The 15,193-nt window shown below is 70.8% G+C and carries 10 protein-coding genes and 1 pseudogene; all 11 read right to left on the bottom strand.

What is annotated here, in order from left to right; translation table 11 throughout:
* Position 1 precedes the first annotated feature (1 nt).
* The 11 genes and pseudogenes from QEG98_RS15355 to QEG98_RS15305 all read right to left on the bottom strand — a co-directional run bounded on the left by QEG98_RS15355 (position 2) and on the right by QEG98_RS15305 (position 15,073).
* Positions 2–895, bottom strand: a complete 894-nt coding sequence (locus tag QEG98_RS15355; protein WP_316567221.1) for a hypothetical protein — start codon at positions 893–895, stop codon at positions 2–4.
* Positions 892–2,859, bottom strand: coding sequence for a zinc-ribbon domain-containing protein (locus QEG98_RS15350; protein ID WP_316567220.1), 1,968 nt, complete (start codon positions 2,857–2,859; stop codon positions 892–894). Before QEG98_RS15350 ends, QEG98_RS15355 begins: the two co-directional genes overlap by 4 nt.
* Positions 2,860–2,862: 3 nt before the next feature.
* A complete protein-coding gene (gene purH / locus QEG98_RS15345; RefSeq protein WP_316567219.1) occupies positions 2,863–4,407 on the bottom strand; it encodes a bifunctional phosphoribosylaminoimidazolecarboxamide formyltransferase/IMP cyclohydrolase in 1,545 nt (514 codons plus the stop codon).
* Positions 4,408–4,512: 105 nt separating this feature from the next.
* Complete coding sequence (locus tag QEG98_RS15340) at positions 4,513–5,004, bottom strand: sigma factor-like helix-turn-helix DNA-binding protein (RefSeq protein WP_002635080.1); 492 nt, start codon at positions 5,002–5,004, stop codon at positions 4,513–4,515.
* 42 nt (positions 5,005–5,046) lie between these two features.
* Positions 5,047–5,571 (bottom strand): MerR family transcriptional regulator, encoded by a 525-nt coding sequence (locus QEG98_RS15335; RefSeq protein WP_090492740.1) that lies wholly within the window; start codon positions 5,569–5,571, stop codon positions 5,047–5,049.
* Between the two features lie 306 nt (positions 5,572–5,877).
* Positions 5,878–6,333: a hypothetical protein gene (locus tag QEG98_RS15330; protein ID WP_316567218.1), complete on the bottom strand. Its 456-nt coding sequence runs from the start codon at positions 6,331–6,333 to the stop codon at positions 5,878–5,880.
* A 44-nt stretch (positions 6,334–6,377) separates the two neighbouring features.
* Positions 6,378–8,327: a serine/threonine-protein kinase gene (locus QEG98_RS15325; protein WP_316567217.1), complete on the bottom strand. Its 1,950-nt coding sequence runs from the start codon at positions 8,325–8,327 to the stop codon at positions 6,378–6,380.
* A gap of 20 nt (positions 8,328–8,347) precedes the next feature.
* Complete coding sequence (locus QEG98_RS15320; RefSeq protein WP_316567216.1) at positions 8,348–10,681, bottom strand: serine/threonine protein kinase; 2,334 nt, start codon at positions 10,679–10,681, stop codon at positions 8,348–8,350.
* A 130-nt stretch (positions 10,682–10,811) separates the two neighbouring features.
* Positions 10,812–11,198 (bottom strand): hypothetical protein, encoded by a 387-nt coding sequence (locus QEG98_RS15315; RefSeq protein WP_090492734.1) that lies wholly within the window; start codon positions 11,196–11,198, stop codon positions 10,812–10,814.
* A 108-nt stretch (positions 11,199–11,306) separates the two neighbouring features.
* Positions 11,307–14,272 (bottom strand): annotated as a pseudogene (locus QEG98_RS15310) (choice-of-anchor D domain-containing protein).
* A 156-nt stretch (positions 14,273–14,428) separates the two neighbouring features.
* The gene (locus QEG98_RS15305; RefSeq protein ID WP_316567215.1) at positions 14,429–15,073 is read right to left on the bottom strand and encodes a CDP-alcohol phosphatidyltransferase family protein; all 645 of its coding nucleotides are present in this window, start codon (positions 15,071–15,073) and stop codon (positions 14,429–14,431) included.
* Between the last annotated feature and the right edge of the window lie 120 nt (positions 15,074–15,193).

Here is a 15,193-nt window from a genome sequence, read left to right as displayed (position 1 = left end):
CTCACCGTTCCAACAGGTAGAGCATCCGCTTCGCGGGGAGGTATGCCGGATCCAACCCCACCACCTTCACCAGGGTGTCTCGCGCCACGTCCTTGCCCCGGGCCGACTCCAACTGCGCCAGTCGCGCCTGCGCCGATAGCAGCGTGGGCGCCAGGGCCAGCGCGTCCCGCAGCGCGCGCTTGGCCGGCTCCACCTGCCGGGCCTCCGCCAACGCCAGGCCGTGCGCCAGATGCGACACCGGCATCTGCCGCCCCGCCGCCGCGGAGCGTTCGCCCAGGCGCCGGGCGTCCGCAATAGCACCTCGCTGTAGCGCGATGAGCGAGCGGTAGGCCAGGGCCCCCGCGTTGTTCGCGTCCACCTCCAACACACTGCGCAGGTGACGCTCGGCCGCGTCGAACTGGTGCTGGTGGAAACGCAGCAGGCCCTCATACAACAGTGGGGACGGATCCTCCGGTCCCTCGGACAGCGCGAGGATGGCCCCCTCCACGCCCTCCACCGTCTCGCGCGGGCGCAGCCAGTAGGCGGACGTCGCGGGCCGCGGCTCCAGCCGGAGCGGATCCGATTGCAGCGCATGGTGCAGCGCTCGGAAGGCATCGTCCCGTCGCTTCGCGCTCGCCGCGGCGACGCCCGCCAGCAGTTGCGCGTCCAGCCGCCGCGCGTCCAGCTTCACCGCTGCCTGGAATGCCTCCAGCGCCTCCAGCGGCTTCTTCTCCAGGAGCAGCAGCCGGCCTTCGAGCACCTTCTCCAGCGCGCCGTCCTCCAGTTGCCCGCGGAAGCCCGGCAGATGGGTCCGTGCCATCTCCGCGTCGCGGCGGCCCAGGGCCACCAGGAAGAGCTGGAGGTGCGCCTCCGGCAGTCCCTTCACGAGCTGCAGGGCCTCTTCCGCCGACTTCACCGCCGCGTCCTGACTGCCCGCGGTGCGCTCCGCGGCCGCCGGTGCACCAGCACCTCGGCCACCTCGGGCCCGTCGTAGCGCGCCCGGTTCTTCATCAGCGCGCGCAAGTCCCGCACCGCGCCCGCGGCGTTGCCTTCCGCCTGGTAGCGCAGCATCGCCAGCGGCAACAGCGCGCGCAGTTCGCCGGGCTCCGCCTTCACCCGGGCCTCGTACAACTTGCGCGCCTCCGCGGGCTCACCCACCTCCTGGTAGATGCGGGCGGTGAGCGCCAGGCTCTCCCAGTCCTTCGGGCTCGCCTCCAGCCGCTTGCGCAGCGTGTCCAGCGCGGCGGAGTACTCACCGCCCGACACATGCGCGAGCGCGCGGTAGTAGTGCAGCCGCTTGATGTCCGGCGACAGCTTCTGCGCGGAGTCGAAGTGGCTGCGAGCCAGCTCGCGGGACGACGACAGCCACGTGCGGCCCAGCACCAGGTGCGCTTCGGCCTTCTGCGCGTCGGGGAGCTCCGCGCGGGCCAGCAACTCCTCCGCGAGCGGGCGCGCCTGCTCGGGCTGACCGGAGCGGGCCAGCAAGAGGTTCGCGTGCGCCAACAGCAACGGCGCCGTGCGGCCGGACCGCGACTCCGCCGCCGACAGCAGCGCCCGGGCCTCCTGGAACGTCGCGTCGTCCATGCGCGCACCGCGTCCCAGCGCCAGCGCCTGGACGTAGCCCGCGATGGCGGCGTCGCTGGTCGGATCCAACACCAGCGCCTGCTGGAAGGACTCCTCCGCCTCCGCGTACGCGAAGCGCTCGTCACGGGCGAGCTGCTGCTGCCCCTGCGCGAGCCGTTCCGCGCTGGTGCCCGGAATCTCCAGGTACTTCAACTTCCAGCGAGGCAGCACCGCCTGCACCGCTTCCGGGATGGCGGCCACGGGCGGAGGACCGGCCTGGAGGCGCGACGCCTGCTGCTGCTGTTGGTACAGGAAATAACCGCCCACGCCTCCGCCCACGACGACGAGCCCCACGAGGCCCGCCACCAGTCCGCCCTTGCCCCCACGGGAGCGCCCATCCGTGACGAGCACCGGCGCGGAGCGCGAGCCGCTGCGAGGCTCCGCTCCCAGCTGCGGCGAGGAGCCGCGGAGGCCACTGCGAGGCTCCGGCCCCATGTCCGGAATGATGTCGGTGCTGATGGGCACGCGCGCGCCACTACGGGACTCGGCACCGGGCGCTGGCTCCGAGGCTTGCGCCGCCGATGCCGAGCCCCCGCCCAGGTCCGCCATGGGCGGCAGGAAGTCCGAGTTCCCCGCCGGAGCGGCCGGAGCGGCCGGACGGCTCGCGGCGGCAGGCGCCTGGGCGGAACCAGGCTGGCGGCAGTCATCACAGATGCCGAGCGCCTGGTCGAAGGAATCCGTCAGCGGCTTCTGGCAGACGCGGCAGCCGGAGGTCGCGGGCTTCGCGGCGGCGGGCTTCGCCGGACGCGAAGGCTGGGACTCCAGCCCCTGCGGCGCGGAGGGCGGCGGTCCCAGGAAGTCGAGCAGCGGGTCCTCCGCACCGGCCCCACTGCCTCCCGAAGCCGGCGTCCCCACGCTCGCGAAGGGGTCCACGGGCGGCGCGGACGCGGGAGCAGGCGAGGGCATCGCCCCGAAGTCGCCAAACAGGTCCGGGCCCGAGCGGCCCTCTCCCCGGGCGGGCTTGGGAGCCGGAGCAGCGCCAGGCGCGGGCGCGGCGGGCGGCGGCGCACCGAAGTCGCCGAAGAGGTCGTCCGCGGGATTCGCCGCGGGCGCGGCGCCGGAGACGGGCGTCAGCGTGACGGGCGCCGCGGGCTGTGATGCCGGAGCCGGCGCGCCAGCAGCGGGCACGGCCGAGGGATCGCGCCGGACCAACTGCAGGTTCCGGCAGCGAGGACACTGCGCGCGAACGCCCTTGGCGGTGATGAGCTTGTCATCAATCGCGTAGGCGGCCGCACATTTCTGACAGACGATGCGCATGGCTCAGTGCCGGAAGTGTCGCACTCCCGTCAGCACCATGGCCATCCCATGTTCATCCGCGGCGGCAATCAACTCCGCGTCACGGACCGAACCGCCGGGCTGTACGACACAGGTGGCCCCCGCCCGGGCGGCCTCGTCCAGCCCATCCCGGAACGGGAAGAAGGCGTCCGAGGCGACCGCGCTGCCCCTGAGGGCCGCTCCGCCGCGCTGCATCGCGATGCGGACCGAGTCCACCCGGTTCGTCTGCCCCCCGCCCTGCGCCAGGAGCTGGTCACCGGAGGCGAAGACGATGGCGTTGCTCTTGACGTGTTTGCACACCTTCCAGGCGAAGCGAATGGCCCGCTCCTCCTCCGGCGTGGGAGCCCGCTTGGAGACCACCTTCCACGACAGCGGCGGCTCCACCGAGTCCCGGTCCATCAGCAGCATGCCACCGGACACGCTGCGAGCGTCCAACTGGGCACGCGGCCGGGCCTGGGGACTGGCCAGCGCGGGGCCCGCCTCCAGGAGCCGCAGGTTCTTCTTCGCCGCCAGCACCTGCAACGCCTCCGGGGCGTACGACGGCGCGATGACCGCCTCCAGGAACGTCTCCGCCATGGCCTGGGCCGTGGCCGCGTCCACCTCGCGGTTGAGCGCGACGATGCCCCCGAAGGCGGAGACCTCGTCCACCGCGCGGGCCGTGCGGTAGGCCTTCACCAGGGCGGCATCCACCGCCACGCCGCACGGCGTGTTGTGCTTGATGATGACGGCCGCGGGGGCCTCCGGGAACTCCAGCAGCAGGCCCAGCGCCGCGTCCAGGTCCAGGATGTTGTTGTACGACAGCTCCTTGCCCTGCAGCACCTTGGCGAAGGCGACCGTCGGCTCCTGGGGCGCGGCGTGCTCGCGGTAGAAGGCGCCGCGCTGATGCGGGTTCTCCCCGTAGCGCAGGTCCTGCGACTTCTGGAACGCCAGCGACAGCTCCCCCGGGAATGGCTCGCCCGCCTGCGCGGACAGCCACGCGGAGATGGAGGCGTCGTAGGCCGCCGTGTGCGCGAAGGCCTTGCGCATCAGCCGGCGTCGCGTGTCCTCGCTCACCGCCTTCTGCTGCTCCAGCTCCGCCAGCACCGCCGGATAGTCGTCCGGGTCCACCACCACCGAGACGTGCCGAAAGTTCTTCGCGGAGGCGCGCACCATCGCGGGCCCGCCGATATCAATCTGCTCGATGACCTCCGGCTCCGCGGCGCCCGAGGCCACCGTCTGCCGGAAGGGATACAGGTTCACCGCGACCAGGGAGATGGGCTCGATGCCGTGCGCCTTCATCTCCTCCCGGTCGGCCTCCAGCTCCAGCCGTCCCAGGATGCCGCCGTGGATGCGGGGGTGGAGCGTCTTCACGCGGCCACCCAGAATCTCGGGGCTCTGCGTGTGCTCGGACACCTTCTTGACGGGCACCCCCGCGCCCTTGAGCGCCTCCAGCGTGCCCCCGGTGGACAACAACCGGAAGCCCAGGCGGACGAGCCCCTGGGCGAAGGGAACCAGACCTCGCTTATCAGAAACGCTCAGGAGAGCCAGCACGTGTGGGCCTCGGTGTGCGGGAAGCGGCGGTAGTAGCAACCACCCCCTGGGGTGTCAACGCAACACGTCGGCCCTCCGTTGGCGGGTGGAAACCACCCGCGAACATCAGGGCTTGCGAGCCGAAACCGGCGGCTCGGCTTCGGTGGCTTCGCGCAGCTTCATCAGCCCGCGCGTCTCCACCTGGCGGATGCGCTCACGGGTGAGGTTCATGATCTCTCCCACCTCCTCGAGCGTGATGCCGCCCTTCTCCGCCACGTCCAGGGCGCAGGTGTGCTCCAGCTCCCAGATCTCCTTGTCCGGGAAGTTGAGCTTGATGGACCCCGTCTCCGGGTTCACGTCCAGGTAGAGATTGTGCTTGCAGGAGACGAAGTTACACGGCCGGGGACCGTTGATGCAGTCCGCGCGCGTACGCGGCCGCGTGTCGTCCATCTGCTTCAGCAGGTCGGCCTCTTCGGGGTCCACCTGACCTGTGAGGCGACGCCTCCGCAGGTCGCGCGCCATCTCCTTGCGCGACATGGTCTTGGAACGGCGGCGCTCCTGCGCCTGGTCCGATTCCTGGTCCCCCCCCTCCTCCTGTAGCTGCTTCACTTCCGACATGTCCCCTCCACGTGAGGCCAGTCTACCCGGTTCCCGGGTATTCTATTGCGAACGGATGGTTTCGTCTGCGCGTGCGGTCACGGCGCTACCGAGCCGGGCGACATCCCGGACCAGATCCTGCGCTCTTTGCCGCAAGGTTGCTAGCTGTGCCTCAAGCGTACGCCGATGCTCCCCCCCAAAGGCGCGGTCCCCCAGCTCCTCCTGGAACCCGTTCAGGAGGCCTGCAAGGTCCCGCTCCAACTGGTCGATGTAGTTGCTGTGGAAGACATAGGACCGCTTGATGTCCTCCAGGGTGTGCCCCTCCGCCATCATCTTCTTGATGACATTGATGCGGCGCACCGCCTCCACCGGGTAGAGCCCAACGCTCCCCTGATGCTTCCCCTTCCGGCCCACCCGGCGACTCCTGGGTAGCAAGCCGGCCTGCACGTACTTCCGGAACGTCGCCTCCGACAGGCGCACGCCCCGCGGCCGAAAGATTTCCAGGATGGCGCTCGCGGGCAGACCGCCCGCGTTCTCGCGCTCGATCCGAGCAATCTCCTCAGGAGCCAGCAGGTCCATGGATTCCATTGAATATAATCCACTGAGTGGGGGCCACTGAGTGCCAGAACGGGCGGTTGGGTGTCAAGGCAGACCACCAGGCAGGCAAGCGGCGACGGACGAATCGCGCGCCTTTGAACAGGCGGAGCGGCAGGTGGGACGAGGTAGGCGTGGCAGCCCGAAGGCGGCCCCGCTGAGTGCGAGGCGGCAGCGTTCAGGAGTGGACGTTGGGGGTGCTCAAGCGGAAGCGAGCACGGGTACGGCGGGTGACTTCGGACCTGGGCTCAGGTTGCGGCGCGGCTGCCGGTGAGGCCGCCGCGCCGGGAGCCGGCTGGTTCAGCGCCCCCTGGGGGCGCGGAACTCGCGGCTGACGGTGCCGCCCGCGGTGACGGTGACGTCGTAGCGGCGCTCACCGGACGGGTGCTGGAAGACGAGCTTGTGGTTGCCGACGGGCAACCGGTACGACGCCCGCCCCGTCACTTCGCCCATGCGCTTGCCGTTGATGAACACGGTGGCATAGGGCGCGGCCTGGACCTGGAGCGTTCCGCTGGCCGGCGCCGCGCGCACGCGCTCCGGCTCCTGGTGGGTGCCGGCCGTACTCGGCGCGGGGGCGGAGGCCGGGTGGGTGGCGGCAGCGGCGAGCACCTCCTCGCGCATCAGCCCGTCCACCTCGGATTCGGTGTCGGCGGTTTCGGCGGGCCCTGTCTCCCCGCCTTCGGCGTTCCCAGCGACCGCCGAAGGCGCGGGCTGCGCGGCCGGCACGGGTTCATCAACAGCGGGGGCGGCCACCATGGGCTCTGCCGGCGCCACCGGAGGAGCCGCTTCGGTCCCCCGCATCACAGCGACGCCACCTCCGACGACTGTGAGCCCCAACGCCACGGCGAGTCCCAGCGCCCACGGACGGCGCGCCGCCGGCACGGCCACCGAGGCCACGGGGCCGGACGCGTGGGCACCCGCCTCGAGAGGCTCGGGGCCGGACGCATGAGCGCCCACCGCAGGCACATCGGATCTGGACGCACGGGCACTCGCCCTGAGCCCCCGGATCCGGACGTCTGGGCACCCGCCCCAGGCACCTCGGGTCCGGACGCACGGACACGCGCCGCAAGGCCCTCGGGGCCGGACGCACGGACACCCGCCGCAGACACCTCGACACCGGACGCACGAGCACTCGCCGCAAGGCCCTCGGGGCCGGACGCATGGGAACCCGCCGCAGGCACCTCGGACGCTCCAGGCACGGCGGCCCACATCCCGGGATGCGCCTCAGGCTCCGTATTCGACGGGGTTCCTTCCTCGTCGTCGTCCTCATCGTCCCAGGCGCTGGCCAGCTTCAGGCTCCCGGAGGGCCCTGACGGTGACGCGACGGCGGCGATTCCTTCCGGACGACTCGGGGTCCGCGCGCTCCCGGACACCGCCGGGACACCGGAGCCCCTGCTCGGCGTCTTCTCGGCCCGTGCATCCTGGCTGGAGGCGGCACCGCGAGCATCCTCGGCCCCACCGGAGGGCGGCCCCGACACCGCGACCACGCCCTCCGGACGGCTCTGCCAGTCCGGAGTGGAAGGCGCGCCTTCGAAAGAAGCGCCGCGAGGCACCGGCGACGACGCCACCGCCGGCAGCGGCATCATCGGCGTGGCCATGGGCGGCAGTGGCGCCGCATCCAGCGCGGCCTCCTCACCCCTACGCGGCAACACGAAGGTCGGCGCATTGACGTCTTCATCCGGAGACGTCGGCAACGCCAGGCCGCTGCGGCCAGCAGACACCATCACCGCGGTGGGCTCGCGCGGCACGGGCGACGCCTCTGCCCCAGGTGCCGGCTCCCCTTCCACGACGTGTGTGCGCTCCTGCACGGTGGGAATCGCCTGGGTGAGGCTGGTGGGGAACAAGCGGCGCATGAAGGCGCTCAGGTCCGTGTCGTCCAAGGACCTCGCATGCGTCAGCACACACTGGGCCAGGGCGCGCTCGAACTCCGCGGCCGTCTGGAAGCGGAGCGCGGGGTCTCTGTCCAGAGCTCGCACCACGGCGGCATCCAGGTCCGCGGGCACGTCCGGATTCAGCCGGGCCGGAGGCGGAATGGTGCTCTGCTGCACCGCGCGCAGCACCGCCACCTCGGAGTCCCCGTCGAACAGGCGGCCTCCGGTGAGCATCTCCCACAGCACCACGCCCAACGCGAAGATGTCCGTGCGTGCATCCACTGCCTCGCCCCGGGCCTGCTCGGGCGACATGTAAGCGAACTTGCCCTTCAGCACGCCCGGCTGCGTCAGCTTGTTGCCCGCCTTGGCGATGCCAAAGTCCGTCAGCTTCACCGCGCCATCGAAGGACAGCAGCACGTTGTGCGGCGTGACGTCCCGGTGCACCAGGTCCAGCGGCTGGCCATTCACGCGGACGCGGTGCGCATAGTGCAGGCCCCGGGCGACCTCCGCGCCGATGTGCGCCACCAGCATGGGCGGCACCGGCTCCATCAGCTCCTTGCCGCGCTTGCGCAGCTCCCACAACGAGCAGCCGCGCACGTACTCCATGGCCAGGTAGTACGTGTCCTCATGCTTGTCGAAGTCGAATATCTGCACCACGTTCGCGTGGTTCAGCCGCGAGGCCAGCCGGGCCTCGGCGATGAACATCCCCACGAACTCCGGGTCGCTGGCGAGGAAGGCGCGCACCCGCTTGATGACGACTTCCTTCTCGAAGCCCTCCGCGCCGCGCGCCGTGCACAGGTAGATTTCCGCCATGCCGCCCTCGGCGAGCTTGCGGCGGACGACGTACTTGCCGATGTGAGTGCCGGCTTCGAGCGTCACGGGAGCATCCAAGGCATGTGCTATTCGAACTTCACGCTCACGACGTTGAGGTCGATGGGCTTCACCTCGATACGTCGACTGAGCGTCTTCTTGAGGTCGGGGTTGACGAAGCGGCAGTCATAGCTGCCCACGCGCAGCTCCACGGCCTCGAAGGGCGTTTCGCCCAGCCGCTTGCCACCGCACGTCACCTCCGCCCAAGGGTGCACGACGAAGCGCACCCGGGCCAGTCGCACCTCCTGCCGGGGCTCGGGCCGGGGCGGACGCTCGCGTACCACCGCCGCCACGGGAGCAGCAGCCACCGCGCGGGGCTCGGGCTCCAGCGTGAAGCGCGCCACCTGCTCCGCGTCCTCACCCACCGTCACCGTGCGCGTCTGCGCCTGGTGCCGGTCAGCCTCCACCCGCACGGCGACCTGCTGGCCTACCGCCGTTTCGAGCATCACCGGCCGCTCATCGTGGCGTTGACCATCCACCAGCACCACCGCGTCCGCGGGCTGCGTCTCGATGCGCAGCCGCACCGGAGCCGGCGCGGGCTCCACGGGAGGCTGGGGCACCACGGGCGGGGGCCGCAGCTCCGTCGGAGCCTGGACCGGCGCCTCGGCCTGCATGGGCACGGGCGCGGGCACCGCGGCCTCCGGGTCCAACGACACCGGCATGGGCTCCGGCGACCGCATCGACCAGAGCACCACGCCCACCGCCACGACGACCAGCAATACCAGCCCCACGTACAGCCACGTCTTGCTGCCCGCGGCAGCCACGGGGCGCTTCGCCGCGCGCGCCATGCCCAGCGACAGCGTGGGGGCGTCCTCCTCGAGCGACTCGCCGTCCCGCAGCGGAATCACCACCCGCGCGGGCCGGCCCGTCTCCATCATGGCGATGGTGGGCGCGTCCTCCTCCACGACGTACCCACCCCGCGCCTGCGAGCGCGCGCCAGCGCGGGCATCCACCGTGGGGGCGTCCTCGTCATCCACGGGGAGGACCGGCGCCCCCAGGTCGAAGCGGCCCGTGCCGCCGAAAGGCCGCGAAGCGCCGCGAGGCTCCGTCGGCGCGGCAGCAGCGGCCCCGCCCAGCTTCACGTCCGTCCGGGTCACCGACGCGGGCGCACGCGCATCCACCGTGGGCGCGTCCTCTTCCACGGGCGGCGGCAACGGAGGCGTCATGTTCATGCCAGAGCGAGAGGGCCGCTCGGGCTCCACCGCCCGGCGCTGTCCCGTCAGCCGCGGCGCGGGCTTCTCCGGCTCCAGTTCGAAGCGGCCCGTGCGGGACGCCGGTCGCGGACGCAGCGCCGCCGTCGCGTCGTCCTCCGGAGACATCGACGGTGGACGCGGCGGCAACGCGGGCCGCAGGCCCGTGCGGCGCGGCGGAGCCTCCTGCCTCGACGTCCCCGAATCCGAGTCCTCGCCCAGCACGTCGCCCGCCCGGGCCTCCTCGGCCAGCCGCTCCGCGAAGACCTCCTTCATGAAGGCGGACAGGTGCGCGGACGTGGCGGGCGCCTGGTGCGCGCGCAGCCACTCCTCCAGCGCGTGCTGGAGGTGCGCCGCTTCCTGGTACCGGTCCGGCAGCTCCTTCGCGAGCGCCTTGAGGACGATGGCGTCCAGATCCGCCGGCACGCGCGACGTCACGTGCGAGGGCGGCAACACCCGGCACTCCGACACCGCCGTCAGCGTCTGGATGTCGTTGGGGCGCTTGAACAGGCGCGTGCTGGTGAGCAGCTCGTACAGGACGATGCCCAGCGCGAAGATGTCCGCGCGGCAGTCCACCCGCATGCCCGCCGCCTGCTCCGGGGACATGTACGAATACTTCCCCTTCAGCACGCCGGAGCGGGTCACCGTGGCCTGGTCCGCCGCCTTGGCGATACCGAAGTCCACCACCTTCACCCCGCCCTCGAACGTCACCAGGATGTTCTGGGGGGACACGTCCCGGTGGACGATGCCCAGCGGACGGCCCGTCGTCGGGTCCGTGCGCTTGTGCGCGTAGTCCAGGCCGGCGCAGGCCTCGATGAGGATGCGGCACACCAGCGGCACCGGCAGCGGCTGGCCCATCAGCTCCGACTGCCGCCACAGCCGGCGCAGGTCGTCGCCGTGGATGTACTCCATGGCGATGAAGAAGGAGTCGTCCTGGGCGCCCAGGTCGAAAATCTGCACCACGTTGGGGTGGTTCAGCCGGGCGGCGATGCGCGCCTCGTCCAGGAACATCTTGACGAAGTCTTCGTTCTCCGCGAGGTGCGGAAGGATCCGCTTGACCACCACCCGCTTGTCAGGCTCCGCGCCCTGAGGCCGCGCAAGATAGATCTGCGCCATCCCGCCCGTGGCGAGACGACTCAGGAGCTGATACCTGCCATAGGTTTCGATGGACACGGCGACCTGACCGGCCCCTGGACAACCACCCTTGGAGTGGCCCCGAGTTCCGGGCGCGGGATGGCCCCGAGCGTAAGCGCACCGGGAAGGAGGGTCAAACCCCCAACTGCTCCGGAAACGGCCTTTGTGGCTACCTCCGGGCGGCCCTCACCTCGCGAGTCTCTCGCATCAGGGCCTCCAGCTCGTCCAGGTGCCGCTTCAGCACCGGCATCAGCACCGGCGCCACGTCCACCCGGTCGAACAGGTCCAGGACCCGGTCCACCTTCCGCTCAATCTCCCCCGCCCGCGCCGGGCTGATTCGCCGCAGCAGCAGGTCCGCCCCGGCCTCCATCAGCACCCGGGCCACGGCGTCCCGGGAGGCGAGCGGCTCCTCCCTCCGCTGCCCTTCTCCCTTGATGACGCGCAGTCCTGGAGCCCGTCCAGAGGGGCGGGCCGCGCTCGTCATCGTTCCTTCAAAGTCCTGGGAGTTCACCGGGTGCCTCCTCGGCAGCTGCAGGTACGACCTCAGGGTACACACCGCGAGGTGACCTCCAATTTTCTGGTCATCCGCACAGGCGGAAGCAGACCTGTAGCACCGGGGACTGACACCACTGTGGAGGGCCGGATGTCCGGCCCTCCGGGTGCGTTACATCGCGTCGCACGAACGGCGGTAGTTGATGGAGATGCGAGTGCCCGCCGGCGGCACGACGTCGAACACCACGCTGTTGGTGGCCGCGTCGTAGGTCCAGCCAGACGTGGACGGCGTGCCATTCACCGTCACCGTCACGGTGCCGGGCTCCGGCATGTCGCTCAGCGGGAAGCGCTCCTGCGCGGAGAAGGCCTTGTCACCCACCGCCTGCAACAGCGGCCGGTAGTCTTCCGCGCAGACGCTCACCACCTCGCCTCCTGTGCGGGAGGTGGCCTGCGCGTAGCGGGTACCGGCGCCGCCGGCCGTCGCGCAGCCTTCAGCCGGCGGAGCGATGGCGTAGAAGGTCGCGCGCTGAGGCTGGTTCTGCCCCTTGAGCTGCTGGGCCCAGTCCACGTAGGTGTCCACCGCGTCGGGCGAGTGGTCGTCCTCGTCGCTGACGAACAGCACCACCAGCGCGGCCTCCTCGCGCAGGAAGCCCACGTTGCCGTCGTTGGGCAGCGGCGTGCGCGGGTCATCCGCGCTGTTCACCAGCGGCCGGGACAGCGCGCGGCGCATCGCCTCGAAGCCCTGCTCCACCTCCGCGCACCGGCCCACCTGCACGCTCTGCTGGAGCTGCTGGGCCAGGTTCGGCGTCGCGCTCGTGAGGATGCGCGGCAGCGAGTGGTCCACCGGGAAGAAGCGGCCCGCCTCGCCCCCTCCGCGCCGCCCGGGCACGCGTTGGCCGGGTCCGTAGGCGTCACCGGATGGATGCCCGTCGTCGTCACCGCCACGTTGAGGCTCACGCCCCGGTCCAGCGCCGTCTGCACGAAGGTCGGAATGGCCTCCACCAGTCGCGGATGCTCCACCGCCATGGAGGCGGTGTTGTCCACCACCAGCAGCACGTCCACCTTGCTGACGTCCTGCTGGATGAAGTTGTCCGTCTTCTCCACTCGCATCGACGACTCGCCCACCAGCGGAACCATCAGCGGCGCCGGCAAGTCACTGGAGCCCACGTACAGCGGCGACAGGTTCATGCCCGACACCAGGCCGAAGTACTCCACGCCCACCGTGAAGGCTTCGTTGGGTGGCAGCACGAAGGGGATGGAGGCCGGCACCGCCGAAAACCCGAACTCCGAATCCGTGGTGCCCGGCCCAATCCACACGTCGTTCACCGTCACCGGCGCGGCGCAGGCATTGAGGAAGTTCACCTCCATGGGCTCTGCGGGGCAGTCCGGCCGGGCCACGCCCCAGTCCATGTAGCGGCGCGAGGCCACCAGGCACACCGCCTGCGTGTTGGCCACCAGCGGCACCAGCAGCACCGGGTTGGCCGGCTGCATCTGTTCAATCTGCACGGTGCCGGTGAAGTGGCCGCCCGCCACGGGCGCCATGAAGGCCACCTGGAAGCTAAACCAGTCGCCGGGGTACATGATGCCGCCGTAGATGTCGCCGCCCGGCAGCGTGAAGACGCCGCCGCCGTCATCTCGCAGGCGGAGGTTCTTCACCGGGCACAAGTCGGTGCCACGATTCTCCAGCTTGAGTCCCAGCACCGCGCCCTGCCCGGGCGGAATGGTGCCGAAATCCAGGGCCTGCGGCGTGAGCGTGAGCTCGCAGGGCGCGTGCGCCTCCGGGTTGCCGCGGAAGTCCATCTGGACCATGGCCGCGGAGAAGGCGTTGGTCGTCATCACCAGCGAGCCCTCCGCCGCGCGCAGCTCGGTGGGCTCGTAGAAGACCTCCAGGTTCACCTCGCCGCCGGGCGGCAGCGTCACCGGCAGCGCCAGCGGCGTGTGGTTGAACTGAGGCGCCCCACCCTGCTGCGGCAGCCAATCCAGCGTGTTGATGGTGAGCCCGCCCTCATTGGACGCGCCGCAGTTCTTCACGTTGATGATGACGCGCACCTTCGCGCCGAGCGGCTGCGTGCCGAAGTCGTAGAACGACGGGGACACACACAGCTCCGGCGCGCCGCCGTAGCCGCGCAGTTGCACGGGCGTCGTCGGATGGCGGCGGCTCTCCACGTGGTACAGCGCGGTGTCTTGCGCCGCGCCCTGGTGGTCCGGGCTGTAGCGGAACGTGAAGGTCCGCACCTCGCCCGGCTGGAGCACGAAGGGGAAGCCAGCGTTGTTCTGGGTGAAGGACGCGTCACGGCCCTCCAGCGTCAACTGCGTCACCGTCACCGGCTCGGTGCTGATGTTGCGGATGCTCGACTCGCGCACCGCGTCCCGGTCCACGGGCACCGCGCCGAAGTCCAGGACCTCCGGCTCGGCCACCACCGCGCGCTCCAGCGCCTCGGCGGCCACCTGCACTGTCACGTCAGCGCAGCCGCGGCAGGGCGACACCGCCAGCGCCACCTGCTTGCGGCCCACCCGCACCGGGTGGAACGTCACCATGAGCTCGCGGCGCTCACCGGGCGCCAGCGTCACCGGCGCCACGCTGAATTCGTCGCGGTCCGCGCCCACCAGCCGCGGCGTCACCTCCACGGATAATTCCGTGGGGTTCTCCAGCATCAGCGGCAGCGTCTTCGTGGCGTCCGCTTCAATGCGGCCGAAGTCCAGCCGACGCGGCGACACGCGAGCCCAGGCGTCCACGCCGGTGCCCGTCAGGGGGATGCGCAGCAGGGGCTCGATGCGCGTATCCGAGCGCACCACCAACACCCCCGGCTGGGAACCTTCGGCGGGCGGCGCGAAGCGCACGCGCAGCGAGCACGCGCTCCCGGGTTGCAAGCGGTGCGGCCCCTCATGGGTGAACTCGGCGCGGTAGGCCCCCTCGGGGCCCTCCACCCAGACCTCGTTCACGTCAACGGGTGCGCGGCCCACGTTGCGCAGCGAAATCTCCGCTTCGCGCGCATCGAAGATGGCCACCCGCGCGAAGTCGACGCCACCCGGCGTCGCCGTCAGCCGTCCGTCCGCCAGCGCCGAGCGCTCGCGATCCGCACAGCCGACCAGCAACCCCACCACCGCGAGGGCGACCCAGCCCAAGCGCCCTGTCATGGCCCACCCCTTCCCCACTACCGTCAACCTTGGCCGCCGCGCGCCCCACATGGAGGACGGCGGAAGGAACGGTGGCGAAGCTAGGCACCCACTTCAGGGTGGGCAACCGGCCATGCGTGGGGAACCCCGCGCCCAGGGGTGGGTGGGTGTCCGGTATCAAATCTTCGGAATGCGCAATGTCTTGCTGATCATCGCGCTTCCGCTGGCCACGTACATCAGCGCCAACGGGTGCAACACCAACGGTCCCAGGCGCCACTCCCCCCCCCACAGCTCCGGACCGATGCGCCCCGCCCACGTCGCCGCGGCCATCACCATCACCAGCGCCAGGCTGGTGGGAATGGGGGTGCCCTCGAAGTACTTCACCTTCCCTGACTCGTCCGACAGGTCCGCCGACGTGACGTTGAAGCGCGCCAGCCGGCTGATGCCACACGCCACGAAGTAGAGGAGCGCCGCCACGTCCAGGGAGCCGCGCATCCCCACCGCGAAGGCCAGCGCCGCCGGCGCCATGCCGAAGGAGATGACGTCCGCCAGTGAGTCCAGGTCCGCGCCCAGAGGCGACTTCTTGAAGCGCCAGCGCGCGATGCGTCCGTCCATGACGTCCATCACCAGCGCCACCGGCATCAGGCCGAAAGCCACCCACAGCCAGCTCACGTCCCCGGAAGCCAGGTACTGCATGGAGGAGAGGATGGCGCCCGCGCCCGCGAAGCCGTTGCCCAGCGTCACGAAGTCAGCGAGCACGAACGTGCGAATCATCGAAAAGTGACGGCGCGGGCGGCGGGCACGGGACGGCTCGGTCGACATATGCGCGATTTCCTACCACACCCCTCCCGCTCGGCCGGAAGCTCGTTCTTGCCACACTGCGTTGTGCCCGGCGGTGTGAGAAATCATTCCAGTTCCAGAAACATTTTGACGGTGTGATCA

This window comes from Myxococcus sp. MxC21-1 (genome assembly GCF_032612255.1).
Lineage (GTDB): Bacteria > Myxococcota > Myxococcia > Myxococcales > Myxococcaceae > Myxococcus > Myxococcus virescens.
The sequence above is the reverse complement of the archived record's forward strand: the minus strand, read 5'-3'. Positions and strand labels throughout refer to the sequence as shown.

What these genes read in the sequence shown, in the direction of transcription:
- QEG98_RS15340 (WP_002635080.1), bottom strand. Translation starts at nt 5,004, where the DNA reads ATGTCGGAAGTGAAGCAGCTACAGGAGGAGGGGGGGGACCAGGAATCG.
- QEG98_RS15335 (WP_090492740.1), bottom strand. Translation starts at nt 5,571, where the DNA reads ATGGAATCCATGGACCTGCTGGCTCCTGAGGAGATTGCTCGGATCGAG.
- QEG98_RS15330 (WP_316567218.1), bottom strand. Translation starts at nt 6,333, where the DNA reads ATGGTGGCCGCCCCCGCTGTTGATGAACCCGTGCCGGCCGCGCAGCCC.
- QEG98_RS15350 (WP_316567220.1), bottom strand. Translation starts at nt 2,859, where the DNA reads ATGCGCATCGTCTGTCAGAAATGTGCGGCCGCCTACGCGATTGATGAC.
- QEG98_RS15305 (WP_316567215.1), bottom strand. Translation starts at nt 15,073, where the DNA reads ATGTCGACCGAGCCGTCCCGTGCCCGCCGCCCGCGCCGTCACTTTTCG.